At 68.2% G+C, this 26,069-nt stretch carries 38 protein-coding genes; 37 read left to right on the top strand and 1 reads right to left on the bottom strand.

Translation table 11 applies throughout. The features are described from left to right. Nucleotide 1: 1 nt before the first annotated feature. Genes ACFVU7_RS10240 through ACFVU7_RS10230 form a run of 3 tightly spaced genes read left to right on the top strand, consistent with a single transcriptional unit; the run spans nucleotide 2 to nucleotide 1,996 of the window. Nucleotides 2–691, top strand: a complete 690-nt coding sequence (locus ACFVU7_RS10240; RefSeq protein WP_049649036.1) for a glycosyltransferase family 2 protein — start codon at nucleotides 2–4, stop codon at nucleotides 689–691. Then, nucleotides 688–1,086, top strand: coding sequence for a DUF2304 domain-containing protein (locus tag ACFVU7_RS10235; protein WP_074003960.1), 399 nt, complete (start codon nucleotides 688–690; stop codon nucleotides 1,084–1,086). Before ACFVU7_RS10240 ends, ACFVU7_RS10235 begins: the two co-directional genes overlap by 4 nt. A gap of 4 nt (nucleotides 1,087–1,090) precedes the next feature. Next, complete coding sequence (locus ACFVU7_RS10230) at nucleotides 1,091–1,996, top strand: glycosyltransferase family 2 protein (protein ID WP_198959420.1); 906 nt, start codon at nucleotides 1,091–1,093, stop codon at nucleotides 1,994–1,996. Nucleotides 1,997–2,079: 83 nt separating this feature from the next. On the opposite strand, the gene ACFVU7_RS10225 is transcribed toward ACFVU7_RS10230, so the two are convergent. After that, entirely contained in the window at nucleotides 2,080–3,831 is a 1,752-nt protein-coding gene (locus ACFVU7_RS10225; protein ID WP_074003959.1) for a hypothetical protein, read from the bottom strand. Nucleotides 3,832–4,117: 286 nt separating this feature from the next. On the opposite strand from ACFVU7_RS10225, the gene ACFVU7_RS10220 reads away from it, so the two are divergent. The 34 genes from ACFVU7_RS10220 (at nucleotide 4,118) to ACFVU7_RS10055 (ending at nucleotide 25,987) form a co-directional block, all read left to right on the top strand. Next, the gene (locus tag ACFVU7_RS10220; RefSeq protein WP_388044863.1) at nucleotides 4,118–5,929 is read left to right on the top strand and encodes a hypothetical protein; all 1,812 of its coding nucleotides are present in this window, start codon (nucleotides 4,118–4,120) and stop codon (nucleotides 5,927–5,929) included. A gap of 393 nt (nucleotides 5,930–6,322) precedes the next feature. Beyond that, nucleotides 6,323–6,631, top strand: a complete 309-nt coding sequence (rpsJ, locus tag ACFVU7_RS10215) for a 30S ribosomal protein S10 (protein WP_012785157.1) — start codon at nucleotides 6,323–6,325, stop codon at nucleotides 6,629–6,631. Between the two features lie 14 nt (nucleotides 6,632–6,645). Further along, nucleotides 6,646–7,293, top strand: coding sequence for a 50S ribosomal protein L3 (gene rplC / locus ACFVU7_RS10210; protein WP_030055817.1), 648 nt, complete (start codon nucleotides 6,646–6,648; stop codon nucleotides 7,291–7,293). A 4-nt stretch (nucleotides 7,294–7,297) separates the two neighbouring features. Beyond that, a complete protein-coding gene (gene rplD / locus ACFVU7_RS10205) occupies nucleotides 7,298–7,975 on the top strand; it encodes a 50S ribosomal protein L4 (RefSeq protein WP_049649040.1) in 678 nt (225 codons plus the stop codon). Next, nucleotides 7,975–8,292 carry a 50S ribosomal protein L23 gene (gene rplW, locus ACFVU7_RS10200; RefSeq protein ID WP_030280768.1) on the top strand — a complete coding sequence of 106 codons (318 nt, stop codon included), beginning with the start codon at nucleotides 7,975–7,977 and terminating at the stop codon, nucleotides 8,290–8,292. The genes rplD and rplW overlap by 1 nt, the downstream gene beginning before the upstream one ends. Before the next feature lie 43 nt (nucleotides 8,293–8,335). Further along, nucleotides 8,336–9,172 (top strand): 50S ribosomal protein L2, encoded by an 837-nt coding sequence (gene rplB, locus ACFVU7_RS10195; RefSeq protein ID WP_030393297.1) that lies wholly within the window; start codon nucleotides 8,336–8,338, stop codon nucleotides 9,170–9,172. An 11-nt stretch (nucleotides 9,173–9,183) separates the two neighbouring features. Beyond that, nucleotides 9,184–9,465: a 30S ribosomal protein S19 gene (gene rpsS, locus ACFVU7_RS10190; RefSeq protein WP_030055821.1), complete on the top strand. Its 282-nt coding sequence runs from the start codon at nucleotides 9,184–9,186 to the stop codon at nucleotides 9,463–9,465. Nucleotides 9,466–9,522: 57 nt separating this feature from the next. Continuing rightward, entirely contained in the window at nucleotides 9,523–9,870 is a 348-nt protein-coding gene (rplV, locus tag ACFVU7_RS10185; protein ID WP_030055822.1) for a 50S ribosomal protein L22, read from the top strand. Continuing rightward, nucleotides 9,870–10,694, top strand: coding sequence for a 30S ribosomal protein S3 (gene rpsC / locus ACFVU7_RS10180; RefSeq protein WP_049649041.1), 825 nt, complete (start codon nucleotides 9,870–9,872; stop codon nucleotides 10,692–10,694). Before rplV ends, rpsC begins: the two co-directional genes overlap by 1 nt. A gap of 5 nt (nucleotides 10,695–10,699) precedes the next feature. Then, nucleotides 10,700–11,119: a 50S ribosomal protein L16 gene (gene rplP / locus ACFVU7_RS10175; protein ID WP_030055824.1), complete on the top strand. Its 420-nt coding sequence runs from the start codon at nucleotides 10,700–10,702 to the stop codon at nucleotides 11,117–11,119. Next, complete coding sequence (gene rpmC / locus ACFVU7_RS10170) at nucleotides 11,119–11,343, top strand: 50S ribosomal protein L29 (RefSeq protein WP_049649042.1); 225 nt, start codon at nucleotides 11,119–11,121, stop codon at nucleotides 11,341–11,343. Before rplP ends, rpmC begins: the two co-directional genes overlap by 1 nt. After that, nucleotides 11,343–11,615, top strand: a complete 273-nt coding sequence (gene rpsQ / locus ACFVU7_RS10165) for a 30S ribosomal protein S17 (protein WP_030055826.1) — start codon at nucleotides 11,343–11,345, stop codon at nucleotides 11,613–11,615. Before rpmC ends, rpsQ begins: the two co-directional genes overlap by 1 nt. Nucleotides 11,616–11,717: 102 nt before the next feature. Further along, nucleotides 11,718–12,089, top strand: a complete 372-nt coding sequence (gene rplN, locus ACFVU7_RS10160; RefSeq protein ID WP_030393301.1) for a 50S ribosomal protein L14 — start codon at nucleotides 11,718–11,720, stop codon at nucleotides 12,087–12,089. Nucleotides 12,090–12,104: 15 nt separating this feature from the next. Further along, nucleotides 12,105–12,416, top strand: a complete 312-nt coding sequence (gene rplX, locus ACFVU7_RS10155; RefSeq protein WP_030055828.1) for a 50S ribosomal protein L24 — start codon at nucleotides 12,105–12,107, stop codon at nucleotides 12,414–12,416. After that, nucleotides 12,416–12,985: a 50S ribosomal protein L5 gene (rplE, locus tag ACFVU7_RS10150; RefSeq protein WP_030393302.1), complete on the top strand. Its 570-nt coding sequence runs from the start codon at nucleotides 12,416–12,418 to the stop codon at nucleotides 12,983–12,985. Before rplX ends, rplE begins: the two co-directional genes overlap by 1 nt. 3 nt (nucleotides 12,986–12,988) lie before the next feature. After that, the gene (locus ACFVU7_RS10145; RefSeq protein WP_030055830.1) at nucleotides 12,989–13,174 is read left to right on the top strand and encodes a type Z 30S ribosomal protein S14; all 186 of its coding nucleotides are present in this window, start codon (nucleotides 12,989–12,991) and stop codon (nucleotides 13,172–13,174) included. A 283-nt stretch (nucleotides 13,175–13,457) separates the two neighbouring features. After that, nucleotides 13,458–13,865 (top strand): 30S ribosomal protein S8, encoded by a 408-nt coding sequence (rpsH, locus tag ACFVU7_RS10140; RefSeq protein ID WP_030055831.1) that lies wholly within the window; start codon nucleotides 13,458–13,460, stop codon nucleotides 13,863–13,865. A gap of 22 nt (nucleotides 13,866–13,887) precedes the next feature. Continuing rightward, entirely contained in the window at nucleotides 13,888–14,427 is a 540-nt protein-coding gene (rplF, locus tag ACFVU7_RS10135; RefSeq protein WP_049649043.1) for a 50S ribosomal protein L6, read from the top strand. 3 nt (nucleotides 14,428–14,430) lie between these two features. Then, entirely contained in the window at nucleotides 14,431–14,814 is a 384-nt protein-coding gene (gene rplR, locus ACFVU7_RS10130; RefSeq protein WP_030280785.1) for a 50S ribosomal protein L18, read from the top strand. A gap of 48 nt (nucleotides 14,815–14,862) precedes the next feature. Further along, nucleotides 14,863–15,486 (top strand): 30S ribosomal protein S5, encoded by a 624-nt coding sequence (gene rpsE, locus ACFVU7_RS10125; RefSeq protein WP_030055834.1) that lies wholly within the window; start codon nucleotides 14,863–14,865, stop codon nucleotides 15,484–15,486. Next, the gene (gene rpmD, locus ACFVU7_RS10120) at nucleotides 15,486–15,668 is read left to right on the top strand and encodes a 50S ribosomal protein L30 (RefSeq protein WP_049649044.1); all 183 of its coding nucleotides are present in this window, start codon (nucleotides 15,486–15,488) and stop codon (nucleotides 15,666–15,668) included. Before rpsE ends, rpmD begins: the two co-directional genes overlap by 1 nt. Nucleotides 15,669–15,670: 2 nt before the next feature. Beyond that, a complete protein-coding gene (gene rplO, locus ACFVU7_RS10115) occupies nucleotides 15,671–16,123 on the top strand; it encodes a 50S ribosomal protein L15 (RefSeq protein ID WP_030280790.1) in 453 nt (150 codons plus the stop codon). 309 nt (nucleotides 16,124–16,432) lie between these two features. After that, nucleotides 16,433–17,743 carry a preprotein translocase subunit SecY gene (gene secY, locus ACFVU7_RS10110; RefSeq protein WP_030055837.1) on the top strand — a complete coding sequence of 437 codons (1,311 nt, stop codon included), beginning with the start codon at nucleotides 16,433–16,435 and terminating at the stop codon, nucleotides 17,741–17,743. After that, nucleotides 17,743–18,396 (top strand): adenylate kinase, encoded by a 654-nt coding sequence (locus ACFVU7_RS10105; RefSeq protein ID WP_049649045.1) that lies wholly within the window; start codon nucleotides 17,743–17,745, stop codon nucleotides 18,394–18,396. Before secY ends, ACFVU7_RS10105 begins: the two co-directional genes overlap by 1 nt. A 117-nt stretch (nucleotides 18,397–18,513) precedes the next feature. Further along, entirely contained in the window at nucleotides 18,514–19,353 is an 840-nt protein-coding gene (map, locus tag ACFVU7_RS10100) for a type I methionyl aminopeptidase (RefSeq protein WP_049649046.1), read from the top strand. 141 nt (nucleotides 19,354–19,494) lie between these two features. Beyond that, nucleotides 19,495–19,920, top strand: a complete 426-nt coding sequence (gene mscL / locus ACFVU7_RS10095; RefSeq protein ID WP_049649047.1) for a large conductance mechanosensitive channel protein MscL — start codon at nucleotides 19,495–19,497, stop codon at nucleotides 19,918–19,920. A gap of 194 nt (nucleotides 19,921–20,114) precedes the next feature. Beyond that, nucleotides 20,115–20,336, top strand: a complete 222-nt coding sequence (gene infA / locus ACFVU7_RS10090) for a translation initiation factor IF-1 (protein ID WP_003956442.1) — start codon at nucleotides 20,115–20,117, stop codon at nucleotides 20,334–20,336. A 33-nt stretch (nucleotides 20,337–20,369) separates the two neighbouring features. Further along, nucleotides 20,370–20,483, top strand: coding sequence for a 50S ribosomal protein L36 (rpmJ, locus tag ACFVU7_RS10085; RefSeq protein ID WP_003956441.1), 114 nt, complete (start codon nucleotides 20,370–20,372; stop codon nucleotides 20,481–20,483). Nucleotides 20,484–20,659: 176 nt separating this feature from the next. Further along, nucleotides 20,660–21,040 carry a 30S ribosomal protein S13 gene (rpsM, locus tag ACFVU7_RS10080; RefSeq protein ID WP_049649048.1) on the top strand — a complete coding sequence of 127 codons (381 nt, stop codon included), beginning with the start codon at nucleotides 20,660–20,662 and terminating at the stop codon, nucleotides 21,038–21,040. Between the two features lie 72 nt (nucleotides 21,041–21,112). After that, nucleotides 21,113–21,520, top strand: a complete 408-nt coding sequence (rpsK, locus tag ACFVU7_RS10075) for a 30S ribosomal protein S11 (RefSeq protein WP_030232513.1) — start codon at nucleotides 21,113–21,115, stop codon at nucleotides 21,518–21,520. Between the two features lie 143 nt (nucleotides 21,521–21,663). After that, nucleotides 21,664–22,686, top strand: a complete 1,023-nt coding sequence (locus ACFVU7_RS10070; RefSeq protein ID WP_049649049.1) for a DNA-directed RNA polymerase subunit alpha — start codon at nucleotides 21,664–21,666, stop codon at nucleotides 22,684–22,686. A gap of 126 nt (nucleotides 22,687–22,812) precedes the next feature. Further along, nucleotides 22,813–23,286 carry a 50S ribosomal protein L17 gene (rplQ, locus tag ACFVU7_RS10065; RefSeq protein WP_049649050.1) on the top strand — a complete coding sequence of 158 codons (474 nt, stop codon included), beginning with the start codon at nucleotides 22,813–22,815 and terminating at the stop codon, nucleotides 23,284–23,286. An 89-nt stretch (nucleotides 23,287–23,375) separates the two neighbouring features. Further along, nucleotides 23,376–24,287, top strand: a complete 912-nt coding sequence (gene truA, locus ACFVU7_RS10060) for a tRNA pseudouridine(38-40) synthase TruA (RefSeq protein ID WP_074003957.1) — start codon at nucleotides 23,376–23,378, stop codon at nucleotides 24,285–24,287. Nucleotides 24,288–24,328: 41 nt separating this feature from the next. Then, nucleotides 24,329–25,987, top strand: coding sequence for an ABC-F family ATP-binding cassette domain-containing protein (locus ACFVU7_RS10055; protein WP_388044862.1), 1,659 nt, complete (start codon nucleotides 24,329–24,331; stop codon nucleotides 25,985–25,987). Nucleotides 25,988–26,069: the final 82 nt, after the last annotated feature.

Here is a 26,069-nt window from a genome sequence, read left to right as displayed (position 1 = left end):
CGTGTCCCAGTACGACGATGTTTGGCTGGTGATCCCGGCCTACAACGAGGGCCAGGTGATCGCCGACGTTGTGGAGGGGGCGCGAAAGACGTTCCCGAACATCGTGGTCGTCGATGACGGCAGCGGCGACGACTCGGCCAAGCACATCATGGAGACGGGCGCGCACCTGGTGCGCCACCCGGTCAACCTCGGCCAGGGTGCCGCCCTCCAGACCGGCCTCGCCTACGCCCTGGCCCAGCCGGGCGCCAAGTACTTCGCCACCTTCGACGCGGACGGCCAGCACCAGACCGCCGACGTCGAGAAGATGGTCGCCCTGCTGCGGGAGGGCGACACGGACGTCGTCCTCGGCTCGCGCTTCATCGAGCAGAACGGGCAGGTGCCGTGGATCAAGCGGGTCGTCCTGCGCACCGCGGCGACCGTCAGCCCGACCGCTCGCAAGCTCAAGCTGACCGACGCCCACAACGGTCTGCGCGTGCTGAACCGCGAGGCCGCCGGCCGGCTGCGGATCACCATGAACGGCATGGCGCACGCGTCGGAGATCGTCAGCTTCCTCGCCGGCTCGGACCTCCGGGTCGCCGAACTCCCGGTGGACATCCTGTACACCGACTACTCACGCGCCAAGGGTCAGTCCCTGATCAACGGCGTCAACATCATCTTCGACATCTCGCTGCGGGAGCGTAGCCGCCGATGAAATTCTTCTGGATCCAGCTGGTTCTCATTCTCGGCTCGGTCACTCTCGCCTTCATGTTCATCCGGCGTTGGGACCGTGCCAACACCCGCGCCTGGAAGCGCATCGCGTTCTCGGTCTTCGTGCTCGTGAACATCTACGCGGTGCTGCGTCCCACCGACGTGACCTGGCTGGCCCACCAGCTCGGTGTCGGCCGCGGCACCGACCTGGTGCTGTACGGGATGGTGCTGGGGATGGGCTTCCTGACCCTGAACACCTTCCTGCGCTTCCGCTCGCTGGAGAAGAAGCTCACCGACCTGGCGCGGACCGTGGCGATCAACGAGGGCGCCCGTCTGAACGAGGAGCGCTTCGACCTGGACCTGCCGGTCTCGGCGCCGGTCGACCGCAGCAAGGCCTGATCCCGTGGCGACCTTCGAGTTCATGCTGCCGTACTACGGCGACGTGGCGCTGATGCAGGCCGCGGTGCGGAGCATCCTCGCGCAGACCGACCGGGACTTCCGGCTGACCGTCATAGACGACGGCAAGGAGCCGGACGTCCCGGGCTGGTTCGCCTCGCTCGGCGACGACCGGGTGAGCTACCTGCGAAACGAGCGGAACCTCGGCATCACCAAGAACTTCCAGAAGTGCGTGGAGCTGTCCACGGCCGACCACGTGGTCATCATGGGCTGCGACGACCTGCTGCACCCGCACTACCTGGAGACCGTCCGGGCGATCGTCAAGGACAACCCGGACCTGGGCATGGTGCAGCCGGGCGTCGAGGTCATCGACGGCAACGGCGAGGTCAGCCGCTCCGGCCTGGCGGACAACGTCAAGGAGAAGATCTACGCGCCGACCGTCAAGGGCCGGCGGCTGATGGGCGGCGAGGAGCTGGCCGCGAGCGTGCTGCGCGGCAACTGGCTCTACTTCCCGTCGATCTGCTGGCGGGGCGAGGCGCTGCGCGCGGTCAACTTCCGCGACGAGTACTCGGTGATCCAGGACCTGGCCCTGGTCGTCGACCTGCTGGAGCGCGGCGAGCAGATGCTGGTGGACAACACCACCGTCGTCTTCCAGTACCGGCGGCACGCCGTCAGCGAGTCCTCGGTGCAGGCCTTCTCCGGCACCCGGTTCACCGAGGCGGAGCGGTACTTCAACGCGGTGGCGGAGCGGATGGACGCCCGCGGCTGGCCGAAGGCCGCCCGTGCGGCCCGGTTCCGCAGCGCCTCGCGCCTGCACGCGCTGACCATGCTGCCGGGCGCCCTGAAGCGCGGCGAGCGGGCCGGCGCCAAGGTGCTGGTCCGCCACGCGCTGACCGGCGGCGACCGGCACTGACCGCTCGCACCCACTGGTACGGCACTGGGCCGGTAGTCCGAGTTCGGACTACCGGCCCAGTGCCGTTCGCGGTTCGGGGAGGGTCACTCGGGCAGGTCCGCGGAGAACCCGGGGAGCAGTTCGTCCTTGCGCGGGTACGGGTTGACCTTCGGGCAGATCAGCTTCCCGAGGTCGACCTTCGGGTCCGCCGGGTTGATGAGTCCCGGGGCGTCGACGCACTTGGGCGCGTAGCGTGAGCAGTGCCCCTTGGTGTCGGCGGTGGTCTGCGAGATCCAGGCCAGCATGCCGGCGCCCTCGTGCGGGTCGGGCATGTACTTGCTGGCGGTGGCGGAGCCGGCCATGCCGAAGAGCAGGCCCAGCGCGCAGAGGGCGCCGATGGCCACGCCGCGCTGGTTGAGGCGCAGCGGGAGACGGCGGCCGGTCTCCTCGGCCGTCTCGGGGGCCGAAGCGGCGCTCCGACGGCGGCGGGCGATCAGGTAGCAGGCCAGGCCGACGAGGACCAGCAGGCAGTAGAGCAGCTGCGCGCTGGTGCGCGGGTAGAGCATGACGGCCTGGTCGCGCTCCATGTGGGAGGCGTACCAGTAGCGCATCAGCAGGGCGCTCGCCGTGCAGGCGGCGGCGGTCAGGACGACGGCCCGGCCGATCCCGAGGGCCAGCGCCACGCCCAGGCCGACCAGCAGCAGGATCGTGAAGAGGCCGACCCCGCCGAGCTCGCCGGGGATCGGCCAGGTGCTCTGGCCGTCGGTGCCGGGGAGGTCGTCGCGCCACATCGCGAAGTAGGTCGGCTCGGTGTAGGTGTCGAAGTAGCAGTAGCGGTCGACCGTGCTCCCGGCGGACCCGAGCAGCCGGACCAGGTAGAGGGAGGAGACGGCCAGGAAGACCCCGGCGGCGGCGCCGATCGCGGTCAGGGCGTTGAGCAGGCCGGGGGTCCCGCCGGTGCGGCGGGCACGCAGCAGCAGCACCACGGTGAGGACCACCGCTCCGGCGGCGGACCACACGAACCAGCCGGAGTAGAGGTTGAACAGCAGTGCGATCCCGAGGCCGAGCACGGCGCCGCGGACGGCGACGGTGCGGCGCGGGAGCTCCGGGGCGCGCTGGAGGAGCTGCATCAGCTTCGCCAGCACGGGGAGGAAGGCGACGAGCACGAAGGTGGTGTACGGCTTGTACGGCTGCGCCATCGGCAGGGCGGCGGTGACGCCGATCCCGAGTGCCCAGAGCGGGGGCAGCAGCAGCCGCCAGGACAGGTAGGCGAGCGGGCCGAGCATCGCGACGAACAGCAGGTCGACGAGCTTGAGCGCGTAGCCGATCTGTCCGTGGGTGAGGTGTTCGGCGACGAAGGCGACGATGTGCGGGAACAACGGCGGGTAGGCGCCGTCGAGGGGCTTGCCGTCCATCAGGGCGCTGACCCAGGCCTGGAGGTTGCCGGAGTCCCCCGACTGGGCGTACAGAGGCCAGTTGGTGTCGCGCAGCGCGAGCGAGACGCCGGCCGCCAGGACGCCGGAGGACAGGCCCGCGACCGCGGCCGCGGCGAACCGGACCGGGACCTCCGCCCAGCGGCGCATCGCCGGCACCAGGACCAGGACGACGACGGCGAGCAGCAGCAGGAGCCGGAGCTGCAACGCGGCGAGGCCGCTGACCTGGCCGATCCGCGACATGGGGTTCAGCTCGATGGACGTTGCCAGGCCCGTCATGAGCAGGGCCGCCGCGACCGCGGTCAGGGCCTCCGCGGTCCAGAGGACGGCGGGGCCGCGCAGGGCGGCGGCCCGTCTTGTTCGCCTGGACGGTATGCCCTGTTGCATGCCCGGGGTGGAGGCGGGCTGCACGCTCGTCGTCACTGTTCGGTCCTTCTGCTCTTCCGCAGAGATTCGGTGCGGAGGCGGTGTGTGGTTTCGGTGCCGGACACCGAGATTCTGCCAGCCCCCCGGGCAGCGGATCAGCAGGGGCCGAACCACCCTGTCCTGGCGGGCCGTTGTCGTCCGTGGGGGGAGGCGCGCGTTGGCTCCGGCCGATCACCGCGTGGCACACTGCCGATGCGCTTCGACGAGTGGTGGGAACCGTGGCGCGCCGTCCGGAGCCGGCCATGACGAGATCGTCAACTCATACAAGTAGGGAAGTGTCTCGGTGCAGCCGCTGATCGACTCTGCCCACACGTCCGACGGGCCGGGCCGGGGTGAGGAAGGCGGCGGGAGCGCGCCCGCCACCCGGGCCCTGGCCGTGCCGCCCCGGCTGCGGGCGCTGGCCGCCCACCGCTGGTTCTGGCCGGTGGTCCTGCTGCTCGGGTACGGCGGCCAGGTGGCGTTCCGCCTGGTGCTGTCGATCCACAACTACTTCCCGTCGGTGCACGCCGACGAGGACTCCTACCTGGTGATCGCGCGGGTGCTGGCCGGACGGCCGACCACCGAGATGCCGGTCGGCGTGGTGATCCCCGGCGGGTACCCGCTGCTGATCTCGCCGGCGCTGCGGATCGCCGACACCCCGGCCACCGCGTACCACCTGATCATGGGCATCAACGCGCTGCTCAACGCGCTGGTGTTCCCGCTCGCCGTGGCGGCGGCGCGCCGGGTGGGCCTGTCCCGGCCGCACGCGTACCTGGTGGGCGCCGCCGTGGCGCTGGTGCCGCCGGTGGTCTTCTACTCCCAGTTCGTGATGTCGGACACCGTGCTGCCGGTGATCCTGCTGGCCTGGCTGCTCGCGATGCACGGCTGGCTCTCGCCCGGCACGACGCGCCGCCGCGCGCTGTACGCGGCCGGGATGGGCCTGGCGGCCGGCTACTCGCTGGCCACCCACGACCGCGGCGGCGTGGTCGTGGCGCTGACCGCGCTGGTCCTGGCGGTGGTGCTGGCCGTCGGCTGGGCGCCGCGGCTCGCCTCGCTGGCCGGCGTCGGCGGGCTCGGGCTGTCGTACCTGGGCGCGAAGCTGCTGGCGCGCTTCGTCGAGAACCAGTTCAAGGACGTGCCGCCGAGCACCGTCGGCAACAAGGTCTTCGAGAACCTCGGGGACAGCAAGTACATCGGCACGATCATCGCTCGCACCTTCGGGCAGCTCTGGTACTTCATGACCTCCACGTACGGCTTCGGGGCGGTCGCCCTGGTGCTGTGCGTGGCGGTCGTCTTCCGGCGCCGGTACACGGTGGCCGAGCGGGTGGTGGCCTTCACCATGGTGGCCCTGCTGTTCGGCACCGCGCTGGCCTCGGCAGCGGGGCTGGCGGACAACGACCGGACCGACAACTGGGTGTACGCCCGGTACTGCGCGGTGCTGGTGCCGATGTTCATGGTGGTGGGCCTGGCCGCGCTGTGGCGGGCCGGGGTCCGCGCGCTGCTGTGGACGGCGCTGGCCGGCGTGGCGGCGATCGGGATCATCCAGCTGTCGGTCGGCGCGTACGCGGGCGCCGCGCTCAAGCTCTGGGTCAGTCCGTGGACGGTGCCGGACGCGATGTTCCTGGCCTCGACCTGGGACGACCTGCACATGGTCCGGACGAGCTTCGGCGCGCTGGCGGTGCTGGGCGCCTGCCTGCTGCTGCGGGTGGCCGGCGGGCGCCGGGTGGTGGCCGCGGTGGTGGGGTGCGTGACGCTGTTCGCCGCCTACGCGACGGTCGCCGTCACCGACAACGTCTCCGAGCCGCACGCCAAGGCCCGCAAGTACCAGGCGGTGGGCGTGGCCAAGGAGGCGGGCCTGCGCAAGGGCGACAACGTCGTCCTGGACATGGACCTCGACTGGGACACCCGGATGTCGATGGCCTACGAGGTCTACTGGGGCCGGGTCTGGTCGGACGACCTGAAGGACGGCTCCGCCCCGCCGGAGGCGGCCACCGCGTACCTGGCCGGCTGGAGCAAGGGCGACCTGCCGCAGACCAGCTGGCCGGACGCGCGGCCCGGCTGGCACGTCGCGAAGTTCAACAAGGACCGGGGCTGGGTGCTCTGGCGCAAGGACTGAGCGGGGACGTCACCCCATCGGGGCCGGTGAGGAGCGCCTCACCGGCCCCGATTGGCATCCGGGCTGCTCCATGTGGCAGTATGTCCAAGTTGCTCGGTTGAGTGCCGATGCTGCGCGCCTCCCGCCGGGAGGACCGGAAGCGAGTCCCATGTACTCGTCGTTCCCGTGATGGCCGTCAAGCGTGAGTTCTACGCCACGGCAGCTGCGGGGCGAAAGTACGGGAATCTTCCGGGAAGCGTGTGCGGGGCCTCGACCCGGCACCCCTCACCCCGAAAGTTTTAAACCGACGAATTACTTCGCCGGTTTTTTGCAAGCGCGAGTGCGACACGCCCGAGCGCGGGGGTCGGAGGGGGAGTCGCGAAGTGACTAAGGACAAAGGACTACTGAGTAGCCATGGCGGGACAGAAGATCCGCATCCGGCTCAAGGCCTACGACCACGAGGTCATCGACTCCTCGGCGAAGAAGATCGTCGAGACGGTGATTCGTACTGGTGCGCAGGTCGCGGGCCCGGTGCCGCTGCCCACTGAGAAGAACGTGTACTGCGTCATCCGCTCGCCGCACAAGTACAAGGACTCGCGCGAGCACTTCGAGATGCGTACTCACAAGCGTCTGATCGACATCCTCGACCCCACGCCGAAGACGGTTGACTCGCTCATGCGTCTCGACCTGCCGGCTGGCGTCGACATCGAGATCAAGCTCTGAGAGGCGCACCGAAGATGGCTAAGCAGATTAAGGGCATCCTGGGCGAGAAGCTCGGCATGACCCAGGTCTGGGACGAGAACAACCGGGTCGTCCCGGTGACCGTCGTCAAGGCTGGGCCCAATGTCGTGACCCAGGTCCACACCGCCGACAGCCCGGCCGGCTACGACGCCGTCCAGATCGGCTTCGGCGAGATCGACCCCCGCAAGGTGAACAAGCCCCTCGCGGGCCACTTCGCCAAGGCCGGTGTCACCCCGCGCCGCCACCTGGTCGAGCTCCGTACCTCGGACGCCTCCGAGTACACCCTGGGCCAGGAGATCACCGCCGAGCTGTTCGAGGCGGGTGTCAAGGTCGACGTGACCGGCACCTCCAAGGGCAAGGGCTTCGCCGGTGTCATGAAGCGCCACAACTTCCGGGGCCTCGGCGCCGGTCACGGTGTGCAGCGCAAGCACCGCTCGCCCGGCTCGATCGGTGGCTGCGCCACCCCGGGTCGCGTGTTCAAGGGCGTACGGATGGCCGGCCGGATGGGCCACGAGCGTGTGACCACCCAGAACCTGACCATCCATGCCGTTGACGCGGAGAAGGGGCTGCTCCTGATCAAGGGCGCAATCCCGGGTCCGAACGGCGGCCTCGTCCTCGTCCGCACCGCGGCGAAGGGGCTGTGAGGATATGAGCACCATTGACATCCTGTCGCCCTCGGGCGACAAGACCGGCAGCCTCGAGCTTCCGGCCGAGATCTTCGACGCGAAGGTCAGCGTTCCGCTGATGCACCAGGTCGTCGTGGCGCAGCTCGCTGCGGCCCGTCAGGGCACCCACAAGACCAAGACTCGTGGCGAGGTCCGCGGTGGCGGCAAGAAGCCGTACCGCCAGAAGGGCACCGGCCGCGCCCGTCAGGGCTCGACCCGTGCGCCGCAGTTCGCCGGCGGTGGCGTCGTGCACGGTCCCGTGCCGCGCGACTACTCGCAGCGGACCCCGAAGAAGATGATCGCCGCCGCTCTGCGCGGTGCGCTCACCGACCGGGCCCGCCACAACCGCATCCACGTCGTCACCGACGTGGTCGCGGCCGAGGTGCCGTCGACCAAGGCCGCCAAGAGCCTGTTCGGCAAGATCACCGAGCGCAAGAACGTCCTCCTGGTCGTCGAGCGCGAGGACGAGCTGGGCCTGAAGTCCGCTCGCAACCTGCCGCACGTGCACATCCTGGACGCCGGTCAGCTGAACACCTACGACGTGCTCGTCTCCGACGATGTGGTCTTCACCCAGGCCGCCTTCGAGCGTTTCGTGGCCGGTCCGGCCGCGTCCGCCAAGGCCGTTGCCGCTGAGGGCGAGCTCGAAGGGAGCGCCGCCTGATGAGCGACGTTACGAGCAAGACGTTCACGGACCCCCGTGACGTCCTGGTGAAGCCGGTCATCTCCGAGAAGAGCTACAGCCTTCTCGACGAGAACAAGTACACGTTCATCGTGTCGCCGGGCGCCAACAAGACCCAGATCAAGCAGGCCGTCGAGGCGGTCTTCTCGGTCAAGGTCGAGGCTGTCAACACGATCAACCGTCAGGGCAAGCGCAAGCGCTCCAAGACGGGCTTTGGCAAGCGCAAGGACACCAAGCGCGCCATCGTGACGCTGGCCGAGGGCAACCGCATCGACATCTTCGGTGGTCCGGTCTCCTAACGGAGATCGTGATCGTCGATAAGGACGAGGACGAGAGAGCCAAATGGGCATCCGCAAGTACAAGCCGACTACGCCGGGCCGTCGTGGCTCCAGCGTGGCCGACTTCGTAGAGATCACGCGGTCCACCCCGGAGAAGTCGCTGGTTCGCCCCCTGCACAGCAAGGGCGGCCGTAACAACGCCGGTCGGATCACCGTTCGCCACCAGGGTGGCGGTCACAAGCGCGCCTACCGCGTGATCGACTTCCGTCGTCACGACAAGGACGGCGTGCCGGCGAAGGTCGCGCACATCGAGTACGACCCGAACCGCACCGCGCGCATCGCGCTGCTGCACTACGCGGACGGCGAGAAGCGCTACATCATCGCGCCGCGCGGCATCACGCAGGGCGACCGGATCGAGAACGGCGCTGGCGCCGACATCAAGCCGGGCAACAACCTGCCGCTGCGCAACATCCCGGTCGGTACCACCATCCACGCGGTGGAGCTGCGTCCCGGCGGCGGTGCCAAGCTGGCCCGCTCGGCCGGCTCCGGCATCCAGCTGCTGGCGCGTGAGGGCAAGATGGCGCACCTGCGCATGCCCTCCGGCGAGATCCGCCTGGTCGACGCGCGCTGCCGCGCCACCGTCGGCGAGGTCGGCAACGCCGAGCAGTCGAACATCAACTGGGGCAAGGCCGGCCGTATGCGCTGGAAGGGCGTTCGCCCGACCGTGCGTGGTGTCGCCATGAACCCGATCGACCACCCGCACGGTGGTGGTGAGGGTAAGACCTCTGGTGGTCGCCACCCGGTCTCGCCGTGGGGCCAGAAGGAGGGTCGTACCCGTCGCCCGAAGAAGGCGTCGGACGCTCTCATCGTGCGCCGCCGCAAGACCAACAAGAAGCGCTAGGAGCAGGTCAGATGCCGCGCAGTCTCAAGAAGGGCCCCTTCATCGACGGCCACCTTCTCAAGAAGGTGGACGCGCAGAACGAGGCGGGTACCCAGAACGTCATCAAGACCTGGTCCCGCCGCTCCGTGATCTTCCCGGCCATGCTCGGCCACACGATCGCGGTTCACGATGGTCGCAAGCACGTCCCGGTGTTCGTCACCGAGTCGATGGTCGGCCACAAGCTGGGCGAGTTCGCTCCGACCCGCACCTTCCGCGGCCACGTCAAGGACGACCGCAAGTCGAAGCGTCGCTAGTCGCCTGAGCTTCACCGCCAGAACGACTCAATGACTTACTCCATTAAGGGGACAACCATGGAAGCCAGGGCCCAGGCGCGGTACATCCGCGTCACGCCCATGAAGGCCCGCCGCGTGGTGGACCTCATCCGTGGCCTGCCGGCCACGGAGGCCCAGGCCGTCCTGCGTTTCGCTCCGCAGGCCGCCACCGTGCCGGTCGGCAAGGTGCTCGACAGCGCCATTGCCAACGCCGCGCACAACTACAACCACTCCAACGTGGACGACCTCGTCATCAGCGAGGCGTACGTTGACGAGGGTCCGACCCTGAAGCGGTTCCGCCCGCGTGCCCAGGGCCGCGCCTACCGGATCCGCAAGCGGACCAGCCACATCACCGTGGTCGTCAGCAGCAAGGAAGGGACCCGGTAATGGGCCAGAAGGTTAACCCGCACGGGTTCCGCCTCGGCATCAGCACGGACTTCAAGTCCCGCTGGTACGCCGACAAGCTGTACAAGGACTACGTCAAGGAAGACGTTGCCATTCGTCGCATGATGACGAAGGGCATGGAGCGCGCCGGCATCTCGAAGGTTGAGATCGAGCGCACCCGCGACCGCGTCCGCGTCGACATCCACACCGCCCGCCCCGGCATCGTCATCGGTCGCCGTGGCACCGAGGCCGACCGCATCCGCGGCGACCTCGAGAAGCTGACCGGCAAGCAGGTCCAGCTGAACATCCTCGAGGTCAAGAACCCCGAGCTGGACGCCCAGCTCGTGGCTCAGGGCGTCGCGGAGCAGCTGTCCTCCCGCGTCTCCTTCCGCCGTGCCATGCGCAAGTCGATGCAGGGCACCATGAAGTCCGGCGCCAAGGGCATCAAGGTCCAGTGCTCCGGTCGTCTCGGCGGCGCCGAGATGAGCCGGTCGGAGTTCTACCGCGAGGGTCGTGTGCCGCTGCACACCCTGCGTGCGAACGTCGACTACGGCTTCTTCGAGGCCAAGACCACCTTCGGCCGCATCGGCGTGAAGGTCTGGATCTACAAGGGCGACGTCAAGAACATCGCCGAGGTCCGCGCTGAGAACGCCGCTGCCCGCTCGGGCAACCGCCCGGCCCGTCCCGAGGGTGGTCGTCCCGCCCGCGGTGGCGACCGCCGTGGTGGCGAGCGCGGTGGCCGCGGCCGTCGTCCCGCCGCTGCCGAGGCCCCCGCGGCCCCGGCCGCTGAGGCGCCGGCTGCCGAGAACACCGGAACGGAGGCCTGACTCCCATGCTGATCCCCCGTCGGGTCAAGCACCGCAAGCAGCACCACCCGAAGCGTCGTGGCGCTGCCAAGGGTGGCACCGAGCTCGCCTTCGGCGAGTACGGCATCCAGGCCGTCACCCCGGCCTACGTGACGAACCGGCAGATCGAGTCCGCTCGTATCGCCGTCACCCGTCACATCAAGCGTGGCGGCAAGGTCTGGATCAACATCTACCCGGACCGTCCGCTCACCAAGAAGCCGGCCGAGACCCGCATGGGTTCCGGTAAGGGTTCGCCCGAGTGGTGGATCGCGAACGTGCACCCGGGTCGGGTCATGTTCGAGCTGTCGTACCCCAACGAGAAGGTGGCTCGTGAGGCGCTGACCCGCGCAGCTCACAAGCTCCCGATGAAGTGCCGGATCATCCGGCGCGAGGCAGGTGAGAGCTGATGTCGGCCGGCACCAAGGCTGCTGACCTCCGCGAGCTGGACAACGAGGGTCTCGTTGCCAAGCTCCGTGAGGCCAAGGAGGAGCTGTTCAACCTCCGCTTCCAGGCGGCGACCGGGCAGCTCGACAACCACGGACGGCTCAAGCTCGTCCGTAAGGACATCGCGCGGATCTACACCCTGATGCGCGAGCGCGAGCTGGGCATCGAGACGGTGGAGAGCGCCTGATGACTGAGAACACCAACGAGACGCGCGGTTTCCGCAAGACCCGTGAGGGTCTCGTCGTCAGCGACAAGATGGACAAGACCGTCGTCGTCGCCGTCGAGGACCGCGTCAAGCACGCTCTGTACGGCAAGGTCATCCGCCGTACGAACAAGCTGAAGGCGCACGACGAGGCGAACGCCTGCGGCATCGGCGACCGGGTCCTCCTCGCGGAGACCCGCCCGCTGTCCGCGACGAAGCGCTGGCGCGTCGTCGAGATCCTCGAGAAGGCCAAGTAACGAAGTTGATGCGGTACGGCCGTATGTGCACCAGGTCCCTCGCGGGCGCTGGTGTGAGCAGCGGCCGGCCCGTCAGCTCTCGTTGACGATCAGGAGAAAGCTGTGATCCAGCAGGAGTCGCGACTGCGTGTCGCCGACAACACGGGCGCGAAGGAAATCCTTTGCATCCGCGTTCTCGGTGGTTCCGGTCGCCGCTACGCCGGTATCGGGGACGTCATCGTCGCGACCGTCAAGGACGCGATCCCCGGCGGTTCGGTGAAGAAGGGTGACGTCGTCAAGTGCGTCGTCGTCCGTACCGTGAAGTCGCGCCGTCGTCCGGATGGCTCGTACATCCGCTTCGACGAGAACGCCGCGGTCGTTCTGAAGAACACCGATGGTGACCCCCGTGGTACCCGCATCTTCGGCCCGGTGGGCCGCGAGCTGCGTGACAAGAAGTTCATGAAGATCATCTCGCTTGCGCCGGAGGTGCTCTAACTCATGGCGAACAGCATGAAGATCAAGAAGGGTGACCTGGTTCAGGTCATCACCGGCAAGGACCGCGGCAAGCAGGGCAAGGTCATCCAGGCCATGCCCGCCGAGAACAAGGTCCTGGTCGAGGGTGTGAACCGGGTCAAGAAGCACACCAAGCCGGGCCCGGGCACTCAGGGTGGCATCGTCACCGTCGAGGCGCCGGTGCACGTCTCCAACGTCCAGCTGGTCGTGGAGAAGGACGGCAAGAAGGTCGTCACCCGCGTTGGCTACCGCTTCGATGACGAGGGCAACAAGATCCGCGTTGCCAAGCGAACCGGTGAGGACATCTGATGTCTGAGACGACTGTTGAGAAGGTGACCCCCCGTCTCAAGGAGCGTTACAACTCCGAGATCAAGGGTCAGCTGCAGGAGCAGTTCTCGTACGAGAACGTCATGCTGACGCCCGGCCTGGTCAAGGTCGTCGTCAACATGGGTGTCGGCGAGGCCGCCCGTGACAGCAAGCTGATCGAGGGCGCGATCCGCGACCTGACCGCGATCACCGGTCAGAAGCCGGCCGTGACCAAGGCTCGCAAGTCCATCGCGCAGTTCAAGCTGCGCGAGGGCCAGCCGATCGGCACCCACGTCACCCTCCGTGGTGACCGCATGTGGGAGTTCCTGGACCGTCTGGTGTCGCTGGCCCTGCCGCGTATCCGTGACTTCCGTGGCCTCTCCCCGAAGCAGTTCGACGGCCGTGGCAACTACACCTTCGGTCTGACCGAGCAGGTCATGTTCCACGAGATCGACCAGGACAAGGTCGACCGTCAGCGCGGTATGGACATCACCGTCGTGACCACCGCCCAGACCGACGACGAGGGCCGGGCGCTCCTGCGCGCTCTGGGCTTCCCGTTCAAGGAGGCGTAACACATGGCGAAGAAGTCCCTCATCGCGAAGTCCGAGCGCAAGCCGAAGTTCGGCGTCCGGGCCTACACCCGGTGCCAGCGCTGCGGCCGTCCGCACTCGGTGTACCGCAAGTTCGGCCTGTGCCGTGTCTGCCTTCGTGAGATGGCGCACCGCGGCGAGCTGCCGGGCGTGACCAAGAGCTCCTGGTAGTCCTCTCCCAACAGAGGGACCAGGCACTTTAGGCACACAGCGAAGCAGAGGTGCCCGATCCCACACCGGCCCGTTTTGGGCCTACCGTACGGATTCCCGTAAGGTAGTGGGGTCGGGCCCCCTGCCACGGCTTCCCCATGGACGCCCGTGGCCCTTCTGGAGGGCTCGCACCCAGTCTTACGACGTCGCAGGTCCCCTGCGCTTGTGCCCCTGACGAACTCGGAAGAGTGCGGCAGGGGGACCTGGCGCGGAGAAACCGCGGCGAGAGAGGCCTGAGGCCATCATGACCATGACCGACCCCATCGCAGACATGCTCACGCGTCTGCGTAACGCGAACTCGGCGTACCACGACTCCGTGGCGATGCCGGCCAGCAAGATCAAGGCGCACGTCGCCGAGATCCTGCAGCAGGAGGGGTACATCTCCTCCTACAAGGTTGAGGAGCCCGTCGAGGGCGAGGTCGGCAAGAAGCTGACCATCGAGCTCAAGTTCGGCCCCAACCGTGAGCGCTCCATCGCCGGCATCAAGCGCATCAGCAAGCCGGGTCTGCGCGTTTACGCAAAGTCCACCAACCTGCCGAAGGTGCTCGGCGGCCTGGGCGTGGCGATCATCTCCACGTCTTCGGGTCTCCTCACCGACAAGCAGGCCGCCAAGAAGGGCGTAGGCGGAGAAGTTCTCGCCTACGTCTGGTAATTCGGGAAACGGAGGTACAGCAATGTCGCGCATTGGACGGCTGCCCATCCAGGTCCCCGCTGGCGTGGACGTCACCATCGATGGCCAGGCGGTCTCGGTGAAGGGCCCGAAGGGCACCCTCACCCACGTTGTCGCCGCGCCGATCGAGATCGGTAAGGGCGAGGACGGCACGCTGCTCGTCACCCGCCCCAACGACGAGCGTCTGTCGAAGGCCCTGCACGGCCTTTCCCGCACGCTGGTGGCGAACATGATCACCGGCGTGACCGCGGGCTACCGCAAGTCGCTGGAGATCAGCGGTGTCGGCTACCGAGTTCTGGCGAAGGGCTCCAACATGGAGTTCCAGCTGGGCTACAGCCACCCGATCCTCGTCGAGGCCCCCGAGGGCATCTCCTTCGTCGTCGAGTCGGCCACCAAGTTCCACGTGGACGGCATCGACAAGCAGAAGGTCGGCGAGGTCGCCGCGAAGATCCGCAAGCTGCGCAAGCCGGACCCGTACAAGGCCAAGGGTGTCAAGTACGCGGGCGAGGTCATCCGCCGCAAGGTCGGAAAGAGTGGTAAGTAAGCGATGAGTGTCTCTGTCAAGATCGGCAAGGGCAACGCCTACAAGAGCGCCGCTCGCAAGCGCCGCGCGATCCGCGTTCGCAAGCGCGTCGTCGGCACCGAGGTGCGTCCGCGCCTCGTCGTGACGCGTTCGAACCGTCACATGGTCGCCCAGGTCATCGACGACGCCAAGGGTCACACCCTGGCGTCGGCGTCCACCCTCGACGTGTCCATCAAGGGCGCCGAGGGCGACAAGACCGAGCTGGCCAAGAAGGTCGGGAGCCTGGTCGCCGAGCGCGCCAAGGCCGCCGGCATCGAGTCGGTCGTCTTCGACCGCGCGGGCAACCGGTACGCCGGCCGCATCGCCGCCCTGGCGGACGCGGCTCGTGAGGCCGGGCTCGACTTCTAAGCCGCTCGTCGGCTCAGTCGACGGACGTAATCGAGAGAGGTAATTCCAATGGCTGGACCCCAGCGCCGCGGTAGCGGCGCCGGCGGCGGCACCGGCGGTGGCGAGCGGCGCGACCGTAAGCGTGACGACCGGGGCAACGCCCCCGCCGTCGAGAAGACCGCTTACGTCGAGCGCGTTGTCGCGATCAACCGTGTCGCCAAGGTTGTCAAGGGTGGTCGTCGTTTCAGCTTCACCGCGCTGGTCGTGGTGGGCGACGGTGACGGCACCGTGGGTGTCGGTTACGGGAAGGCGAAGGAGGTTCCGGCCGCCATCGCCAAGGGTGTTGAGGAGGCCAAGAAGAACTTCTTCAAGGTCCCCCGTATCCAGGGCACCATCCCGCACCCGATCCAGGGTGAGAAGGCCGCCGGCGTCGTGCTCCTGAAGCCCGCCGCCCCCGGTACCGGTGTTATCGCCGGTGGTCCGGTGCGCGCCGTCCTGGAGTGCGCCGGCATTCACGACATCCTGTCGAAGTCGCTCGGCTCGGACAACGCGATCAACATCGTGCACGCCACCGTGGCTGCTCTGAAGGGCCTCGTGCGCCCCGAGGAGATCGCCGCCCGTCGTGGCCTGCCGCTGGAGGACGTGGCCCCCGCCGCTCTGCTGCGGGCGCGTGCTGCTGGGGTGAGCGCCTGATGGCTCGCCTGAAGATCACGCAGACCAAGTCGTACATCGGCAGCAAGCAGAACCACCGTGACACCCTGCGTACGCTTGGTCTCAAGCGCATGCACGACGTCGTGGTGAAGGAGGACCGTCCCGAGATCCGCGGGATGGCCCACACGGTCCGTCACCTGGTGACGGTTGAGGAGGTGGACTGATCATGGGCGACAACCCGATCAAGATCCACAACCTGCGTCCCGCCCCGGGTGCCAAGACCGACAAGATCCGCGTGGGTCGTGGTGAGGGCTCCAAGGGTAAGACTGCCGGTCGTGGTACCAAGGGCACGAAGGCCCGCTACCAGGTTCCGCAGCGCTTCGAGGGTGGCCAGATGCCGCTCCACATGCGCCTGCCGAAGCTGAAGGGCTTCAAGAACCCGTTCAAGATCACGTTCCAGGTTGTCAACCTCGACAAGCTGGCCGAGCTCTACCCGCAGGGTGGCGAGGTCACTGTCGAGGACCTGGTCGCCAAGGGCGCGGTTCGCAAGAACTCCCTCGTCAAGGTGCTCGGCACCGGCGAGGTCTCGGTTGCGCTGCAGGTGACGGTCGACGCCGTCTCCGGCTCCGCCGCCGAGAAGATCAAGGCCGCCGGCGGTACGGTCACCGAGCTCGTCTGAGCCCGCTGAGATCCGCCTTCGAGCCCCGCACCTCCTCCGGGAGGTGCGGGGCTCGTGCCGTTCCCGGGGACATCGGGCCGGAAGGCGCTCGTTCTTTTGTGTGGCAAACCCGGGCATCCCGTACCCCGTGAGTGGGGGAGGGGCGGTACGCGCTTCTTCCGAGTGGCTGCGCACTGTTAGAGTCCGTGGAGTTCCCTTGTAGGCTGCGCGTAGGCTCGCCTGTGCCGTCTGTACGGGGGCCCGAACCGCAAACTCCCCATTCAGGACCGACCCTCCCGCCGACGACGCGCGGGAGGCGCAGGAGGCACCGTGCTCAGTGCGTTCGCGCGGGCGTTCCAGACGCCCGACCTGCGCAAGAAGCTGCTGTTCACGCTGGGCATCATGGTGCTGTTCCGCCTGGGCTCGCACATTCCGATGCCGGGCGTGAGCTTCACGGCCGTGAACGAGTGCGTGAAGGAGACCAAGAACAGCGGTCTCTTCGGGCTCGTCAACCTGTTCAGCGGCGGCGCGCTCCTCCAGCTGACGATCTTCGCCCTCGGCATCATGCCGTACATCACGGCGAGCATCATCCTCCAGCTCCTCACCGTCGTGATCCCGCGACTGGAGATGCTGAAGAAGGAGGGCCAGGCCGGCCAGGCCAAGATCACCCAGTACACCCGTTACCTGACCATCGCGCTCGCCGTGCTCCAGGGCACCGGCATCGTGGCGACGGCCTCCAGCGGCGCGCTGTTCTCCGGCTGCCCGCTGGCCAACCAGATCGTCCCGGACACCAGCGTGTTCCGGATCGCCGTCATGGTGCTCACGATGACGGCCGGCACCACGGTCATCATGTGGCTCGGTGAGCTGATCACCGACCGCGGCATCGGCAACGGCATGTCGCTGCTGATCTTCACCTCGATCGCGGCGCAGTTCCCGTCCTCGATGTGGGCGATCAAGACCTCCGGCACCATCGGCGGCGGCTGGGTCGAGTTCCTCTCCGTGGTCGCGGTCGGCGTCATCGTCGTGATGCTGGTCATCTTCGTCGAGCAGGCCCAGCGCCGGATCCCGGTCCAGTACGCGAAGCGGATGATCGGCCGCCGCGCGTTCGGCGGGACCTCGACCTACATCCCGCTCAAGGTGAACCAGGCCGGTGTCATCCCGGTCATCTTCGCCTCGTCGCTGCTGTACATCCCCGCCCTGGTGGTCCAGCTGACCAACAGCCAGGCCGGCTGGGCCACGTGGATCCGGACGAACTTCGTCAAGGGTGACCACCCGATCTACATGGCCACGTACTTCCTGCTGATCGTCTTCTTCGCCTTCTTCTACGTCGCCATCTCCTTCAACCCCGAAGAAGTTGCCGACAACATGAAGAAGTATGGTGGGTTCATCCCGGGCATCCGGGCCGGCCGACCGACGGCCGAGTACCTGAACTACGTGCTGACCCGAATCACGTGGCCGGGTTCGCTCTACCTGGGCCTGATCGCGTTGATCCCGATGATCGCCCTGGTCGCCTTCGGACAGCAGACCAACTTCCCGTTCGGCGGCACCAGCGTGCTCATCGTCGTCGGCGTCGGACTCGAAACTGTGAAGCAGATCGAGAGCCAGCTCCAGCAGCGCAATTACGAAGGGTTCCTCCGCTGATGCGTATCGTCCTCGTTGGTCCTCCCGGGGCCGGGAAGGGTACTCAGGCGCACCTGCTCGCCAAGACCCTGTCCATCCCCCACATCTCCACCGGCGACCTGTTCCGTGCGAACATCAGCCAGGGCACCCCGCTGGGCCTCGAGGCCAAGTCCTACATGGACGCGGGGCGCCTGGTGCCGGACGAGGTCACCATCGGGATGGCCAAGGACCGCATGCTCCAGGCGGACGCCGTCAACGGCTTCCTGCTCGACGGCTTCCCCCGCAACCTGGGGCAGGCCAAGGCGCTGGACGAGTTCCTCGCCGAGCAGGGCATCAAGCTGGACGGCGTGCTGGACCTGGAGGTCCCCGAGGACGAGGTCGTCCGCCGGATCGCCGGCCGCCGCCTGTGCCGCAACGACGGTGGCCACGTCTTCCACGTGGACTACAACCCGCCGAAGGTCGACGGCGTCTGCGACGAGTGCGGCGGCGAGCTGTACCAGCGCTCGGACGACACCGAGGACAAGGTGCGCACGCGCCTGGAGGTCTACCACACGGAGACCGAGCCGATCATCGACTACTACGTCCAGCAGGGCCTGGTGGCGACCATCTCGGCCCTCGGCAAGGTGGACGAGGTCACCGCCCGCTCGATCGAGGCGCTGAAGCAGGACAGCTGAGTCTCTCGGCGAACGTACGACGGTACGGCCGGGTCGCCCGCCCCACGCGGGTGGCCCGGCCGTTTCGGCGTCGTACGGTGGTAGCAGTGGTAATCCGGACTTGGAAGGCGTGACCAGATGGTGGAGATCAAGACCCCCGAGCAGATCGCGAAGATGCGAGCGGCCGGGCTGGTCGTCGCCGAGGCCCTGAAGGCCTGCCGCGAGGCGGTCGCCCCCGGGGTGACCACCCAGGAGCTCAACGACGTCGCGGACAAGGTCATCACCGACCACGGCGCCACCTCGAACTTCCGGGCCAACCACGGCGGGCTCTGGTTCCCGGGCGTGATCTGCGCCTCGGTGAACAACGAGGTCGTGCACGGCATCCCCGGCGACCGGGCCCTCCAGGAGGGCGACATCATCTCGATCGACTGCGGCGCCATCCTGGACGGCTGGCACGGCGACTCGGCCATCACCGTGGCGGTCGGCGAGGTCCGCCCGGAGGTCGAGATGCTGAGCCGGGTGACCGAGGGCTCGATGTGGGCCGGCATCGCCCAGATGAAGAAGAACAACCGCCTGGTGGACGTCTCCAAGGCGATCGAGGGCTTCATCCGCCGCCAGCCGCTCCCGCCGAAGGGCAAGTGGGGCATCACCGAGGGCTACGGCGGCCACGGCATCGGCACCGCGATGCACATGGAGCCGCACGTGCTGAACTACGTCGAGCGCGGCCGCGGCAAGGGCCCGAAGCTCGTCCCCGGCACCGTGCTGGCGATCGAGCCGATGGTCTCGCTCGGCACCCCGCACACCACCGTGCTGGAGGACGACTGGACGGTCGTCACCAACGACGGCACCTGGGCCTCGCACTGGGAGCACTCGGTGGCCGTCACCGAGCAGGGCCCGCTGGTGCTGACCGCCTTCGACGGCGGCAGGGCGGAGCTGGCCAAGCTGGGCATCACCGCAGCTCCGGACCCCCTCGCGTAGTCCTGACGGCGCTCAACTGCCGCTGCTGACAAGGGATCAGGGCCCTGGAGGTTTGGACCTCCAGGGCTTTTGTCCTATTTTTATGCGCTGGCAGTGGTCGGCTCCGGCCGGTCCGGTTACGAGCGATGCAGGAGAGAGCACGTGCTCAAGGGATTCCGCGACTTCATGATGCGCGGCAACGTCGTCGACATGGCGGTCGGTGTGGTCATCGGTGCCGCGTTCACCGCGGTGGTGACCGGCTTCGTGTCCGCCTTCCTCACCCCGCTGGTGGGTGTGGTGGTCGGCGCCGCCGGCGACTTCAGCTCGTACAAGGCGCACATCGCGGGGGTGACCTTCCCGTACGGGCAGTTCCTCAACGTGCTGATCGCGTTCTTCATGACCGCCGCGGTGCTGTACTTCTGCGTGGTGCTGCCGATCACCAAGGCGACCGCGCGCTACATGCCGAAGAAGCCGAAGACGCCGAAGCGCCCGTGCCCCGAGTGCCTGACCGACATCCCCGAGGCCGCCCGCCGCTGCTCGGCCTGCACCGCCCACGTCGAGCCGCTGACGGTCCTCAGCAAGGCCTGACGTAGCAGATGTGACGGCGACCGCTTTCCGGGACCCCCGTTTTGGTGCACCGGACGCGCTGGCGTAGGATGGACCGTCGGCTCACTCGTAGCGTGCTTCAGCGCGCCCTCTTCCCCCCGGGGAAGGGGTGAACCCAGGTTCGCACGAGCGTTCCGCATACGGTAGCCGGTCCCGGAAGGTGGATCTCGCAGTTCATGGCTAAGAAGCAAGGCGCCATTGAGATCGAGGGCACCGTGATCGAGTCTCTGCCGAACGCGATGTTCAAGGTCGAGCTGCAGAACGGTCACAAGGTCCTCGCGCACATCAGTGGCAAGATGCGCATGCACTACATCCGCATCCTGCCGGACGACCGGGTCGTCGTGGAGCTCAGCCCCTACGACCTCACGCGCGGGCGGATCGTCTACCGCTACAAGTAAGAACGTCAGATCTAGACCCGGAGAACCTGAAACATGAAGGTCAAGCCGAGCGTCAAGAAGATCTGCGACAAGTGCAAGGTGATCCGCCGCCACGGCCGGGTCATGGTGATCTGCGACAACCTGCGCCACAAGCAGCGCCAGGGCTGATCACTCTTCAGCATTTCTCGTAGTACTTCGCGCGACGCGAAAACGTCATAAGCGGGCTACCCGATCCGTCCGTTCCCGGACGGACTGCCACCCCCGGTCAGAGGCCGGGGCTCCCTCACCGTGAGGTGTCGGAGTAGGTAGCACGCAAGACCTCTGAAGAACCACAGGAGCCTTGAATGGCACGCCTCGCCGGCGTTGATCTCCCCCGTGAGAAGCGGATCGAGATCGCCCTTACGTACGTGTACGGCATCGGCCGTACCCGCGCCCAGCAGACCCTGGCCGAGACCGGTGTCAACCCGGATGTCCGCGTTCGCGACATCTCCGAGGACGACCTCGTCAAGCTGGGCCAGTACATCGACGCCAACTACACGGTCGAGGGTGACCTCCGCCGTGAGGTGGCCGCCGACATCCGCCGCAAGGTCGAGATCGGCTGCTACGAGGGTCTGCGTCACCGCCGCGGCCTGCCGGTCCGCGGCCAGCGCACCCACACCAACGCGCGTACCCGCAAGGGCCCGCGTCGCGCGATCGCCGGTAAGAAGAAGCCGGGCAAGAAGTAGTCCGTCCCGTAACCGGACATCCCTCCGGCCCGCGGGTCAGCGGACCGACCACCTCAGTAGGAGAACAGACTTATGCCCCCCAAGGGTCGTCAGGCTGCCGGCGCGAAGAAGATCCGCCGCAAGGAAAAGAAGAACGTCGCTCACGGCCACGCGCACATCAAGAGCACGTTCAACAACACCATCGTTTCGATCACCGACCCCGCGGGCAACGTGATCTCCTGGGCCTCCGCCGGTCACGTCGGCTTCAAGGGCTCGCGCAAGTCGACCCCGTTCGCCGCGCAGATGGCCGCCGAGGCCGCTGCCCGTCGCGCGCAGGAGCACGGCATGCGCAAGGTCGACGTCTTCGTGAAGGGTCCGGGCTCCGGCCGCGAGACCGCGATCCGTTCGCTCCAGGCCACCGGCCTGGAGGTCGGCTCGATCCAGGACGTCACCCCCACCCCGCACAACGGCTGCCGTCCGCCGAAGCGCCGCCGCGTCTGACGCAGCGCCTTCGGGCACGCGGGTGATGTTTTAACCTCGTACGGGCTCCCACGCAGTGATTGGTCGCTGCCTACGGGAGCCCGTACGCTTGGTCCTGTCGGCATCAAATAGTGGGTGCCGAAGACAACTGGAGGATTCCCCCCATGCTTATCGCTCAGCGCCCCTCGCTGACCGAAGAGGTCGTCGACGAGTTCCGCTCGCGGTTCGTGATCGAGCCGCTGGAGCCGGGCTTCGGCTACACCCTCGGCAACTCCCTGCGCCGCACGCTCCTGTCGTCGATCCCGGGTGCCGCTGTCACCAGCATCCGCATCGACGGCGTCCTGCACGAGTTCACCACCGTGCCGGGCGTCAAGGAGGACGTGACCGACCTCATCCTCAACATCAAGCAGCTGGTCGTCTCCTCGGAGCACGACGAGCCGGTCGTGATGTACCTGCGCAAGCAGGGCCCGGGTGTCGTCACCGCCGCCGACATCGCCCCGCCGGCGGGTGTCGAGGTGCACAACCCGGAGCTGGTCCTCGCCACGCTGAACGGCAAGGGCAAGCTGGAGATGGAGCTGACCGTCGAGCGCGGTCGCGGCTACGTCTCCGCCGTCCAGAACAAGGCCTCCGGCCAGGAGATCGGCCGCATCCCGGTCGACTCGATCTACAGCCCCGTGCTGAAGGTCACCTACAAGGTCGAGGCCACCCGTGTCGAGCAGCGGACCGACTTCGACAAGCTGATCGTCGACGTCGAGACCAAGCCCGCCATGCGTCCGCGCGACGCCATGGCCTCGGCCGGCAAGACCCTGGTGGAGCTGTTCGGCCTCGCCCGCGAGCTGAACATCGACGCCGAGGGCATCGACATGGGCCCGTCCCCGACGGACGCCGCCCTGGCCGCCGACCTGGCGCTGCCGATCGAGGAGCTGGAGCTCACGGTCCGCTCCTACAACTGCCTCAAGCGCGAGGGCATCCACACCGTGGGTGAGCTCGTCGCCCGCTCCGAGGCCGACCTGCTCGACATCCGCAACTTTGGTGCGAAGTCGATCGACGAGGTCAAGGCGAAGCTGGCCGGCATGGGCCTGGCCCTCAAGGACAGCCCGCCCGGGTTCGACCCGACCGCTGCCGCCGACGCCTTCGGCGCCGACGACCTCGACGACTCGCACTTCGCCGAGACCGAGCAGTACTGAGAGAATTGGCCGCGGGGGCGGTTCCACGAACCGCCCCCGTCGTCGTGAAAGTCGTACGGGCAACAGTGCCCGTACGCCCGCTGCGGTACCTGATACGGCCGTAGTCGGAGATCCAAGGAGTAATCCATGCCGCGTCCCACCAAGGGTGCCCGCCTCGGCGGCGGCCCGCACCACGAGCCGCTGCTGCTCGCCGGTCTGTGCCGGGAGCTGTTCCAGTACGGCCGCATCACCACGACCGAGGCCAAGGCCCGTCGGATGCGCCCGCTGGCGGAGAAGCTGATCACCAAGGCGAAGAAGGGCGACATCCACAACCGTCGCCTGGTGCGCAAGACCATCACCGACGTGTCGGTGCTGCACACCCTCTTCACCGAGATCGCGCCGCGCTACGAGAACCGCCCGGGTGGTTACACCCGTATCACCAAGATCGGTCCCCGTCGTGGCGACAACGCCCCGATGGCCGTGATCGAGCTGGTCGAGGCGCTGACCGTCGCGCAGACCGCCGTCGGCGAGGCCGAGGCCGCCACCAAGCGTGCCGTCAAGGAGGCCGACGCCAAGGTCGAGGAGACCAAGGCCGACGCCGCCGAGGCCGAGCAGGCCTGACACCTCTAGGTGTGTTGCGGGCCCGCTTCCCCAGTGATGGGGGAGCGGGCCCGTTCCTTGTTCTTCGAGGTCCCGGGAGAAGAGAAGCAGTGGTCAACGAGTGCGTCGAGCAGCCGCCGGTGAAGGACGGCCCGGCCGACGGGTACGTCCGGGTCCGGCTCGACCTCGCCTACCAGGGTGCCGAGTTCTCCGGCTGGGCCCGCCAGAAGGGCGGCCGCCGGACGGTCCAGGAGGAGATCGAGAGCGCGCTGCAGGTCGTCACCCGCAGCCCGGAGCTGTTCCCGCTGACCGTGGCCGGCCGCACCGACGCCGGGGTGCACGCCCGCGGCCAGGTCGCCCACGTCGACCTGCCGGCCGAGCTGTGGGCGGAGCACCGGGAGAAGCTGCTGCGCCGGCTGGCGGGCCGGCTGCCCGGGGACGTCCGGATCTACCGGGTCGGCGAGGCGCCGGCCGGGTTCGACGCCCGCTTCTCGGCCGTCTGGCGCCGGTACGCGTACCGGGTCTCCGACCACCCCGGTGGGGTGGACCCGCTGCTGCGCGGCCACGTGCTCTGGCACGACCGGCCGCTGGACGTGGAGAAGATGAACGCCGCCGCGAAGCTGCTGCTCGGCGAGCACGACTTCGCCGCGTACTGCAAGAAGCGCGAGGGCGCCACCACCATCCGCACCCTGCTGGAGCTGCACTGGGACCGCGTCCCGGTGGACCCGTACGCCGCCCAGGAGGGCTCGCTCGCGGTCGCCACCGTGCGGGCCGACGCCTTCTGCCACAACATGGTCCGGGCGCTGGTCGGCGCGATGCTGCTGGTCGGCGACGGGCACCGGCCGGTGGAGTTCCCCGGCGAGGTGCTGGCCGGCGGGGTGCGCAACTCCGCCGTCAACGTGATCCGGCCGTACGGGCTCACGCTGGAGGAGGTCGGCTACCCGCCGGACGACCAGCTGGCCGAGCGCAACCGGGCGGCCCGGCGGATGCGGACCCTGCCCGGTCAGCCGGCCATCGGTTAATCCGTTTTGGCCCGGCGCGTCCGCTTGGGAGAATCGTTCCCATGGGACACGTCGAGATTTCGCACCTGGAGTACTACCTGCCGGACGGGCGCGTGTTGTTCGACGACGCGTCCTTCCGGGTCGGAGAGGGCGCCGCGGTCGCCCTGGTCGGTGCCAACGGCGCCGGCAAGACCACCCTGCTCCGGATGATCGCGGGGGACATCCAGCCGCACGGCGGCACGGTGACGATCAGCGGCGGGCTCGGCGTGATGCGCCAGTTCGTCGGCACCACCGGCCGCGAGGACCAGCAGTCCACGCCGGGCGCGCTGCCGGCCGACGCCTCGGTGCGCGACCTGCTGGTCTCCGTCGCCCCCGAGCGGATCGCCAAGGCCGCCCGCGCGGTGGACGCCGCCGAGCTGGCGATGATCGCCCAGGACGACGAGAAGACGCAGATGGCCTACGCCCAGGCGCTCTCGGACTGGGCCGACGTCGGCGGCTACGACTACGAGACCGACTGGGACGTCTGCACGATGGCGGCCCTCGGGGTGTCCTTCGACAAGGCCCAGTGGCGCGGCCTGAACACCCTCTCCGGCGGCGAGCAGAAGCGGCTGGTGCTGGAGGCGCTGCTGCGCGGCCCCGAAGAGGTGCTGCTGCTCGACGAGCCCGACAACTACCTGGACGTCCCGGCGAAGCGCTGGCTGGAGGAGGCCCTCAAGGCCACCTCGAAGACCGTCCTGTTCATCTCGCACGACCGCGAGCTGCTCTCCAAGACCGCCGACAAGATCATCTCCGTGGAGTCCGGCGCGGCGGGCAGCAGCGTCTGGGTGCACGGCGGCGGCTTCGACTCCTTCCACGAGGCCCGCAAGGACCGCTTCGCGCGGTTCGAGGAGCTCGGCCGGCGCTGGGACGAGGAGCACGCCAAGCTCAAGAAGCTGGTCGTCACCCTGCGCCAGGCCGCCGCCGTCAGCCACGCCCTGGCCACCCGCTACGCCGCCGCCCAGACCCGGCTGAAGAAGTTCGAGGAGGCCGGGCGGCCGGAGGAGCCCCCGCGCGAGCAGAGCATCACCATGCGGCTCAAGGGCGGGCGCACCGGTGTGCGCTCCTTCACCCTGGAGCAGCTGGAGCTCACCGGCCTGATGCGGCCCTTCGACCTGGAGGTCTTCTACGGCGAGCGGGTCGCGGTGCTGGGCGCCAACGGCGCCGGCAAGTCGCACCTGCTGCGGCTGCTCGCGGGGGACGAGACCGTCGAGCACACCGGCGCCTGGAAGCTCGGCGCCCGGGTCGTGCCCGGCCACTTCCGGCAGACCCACGCCCACCCGGAGCTGTTCGGCCGCACCGTGCGGTCGATCGTCGAGGAGGAGCACGCGCTCAGCCGCAGCGCCGCGATGGGGGCGCTGCGCCGGTACGAGCTGGACCGCCAGGAGGAGCAGAAGTTCGAGTCGCTGTCCGGCGGGCAGCAGGCCCGGCTGATGATCCTCAAGCTCGAACTCTCCGGTGTCACGGCCCTGTTGCTGGACGAGCCGACCGACAACCTGGACCTGGAGAGCGCCGAGGCCCTGCAGGCCGGCCTGGAGGCCTTCGAGGGCACCGTGCTGTGCGTCACCCACGACCGCTGGTTCGCCAAGACCTTCGACCGTTTCCTGGTGTTCGGCGCGGACGGCCGGGTGTTCGAGTCGCCGGAACCGGTCTGGGACGTGACCCGCGTGGAGCGCGAACGCTGAGTGACGGCCGGGCCTCCGGCCGGAAGGAGCCGACCCATTTTTGACCCCTTCGGATCCGGCCGGTAACCTGGACGCTTGATGT

It is taken from the genome of Kitasatospora sp. NPDC058046, from assembly GCF_042885595.1.
Lineage (GTDB): Bacteria > Actinomycetota > Actinomycetes > Streptomycetales > Streptomycetaceae > Kitasatospora.
The sequence above is the reverse complement of the archived record's forward strand: the minus strand, read 5'-3'. Positions and strand labels throughout refer to the sequence as shown.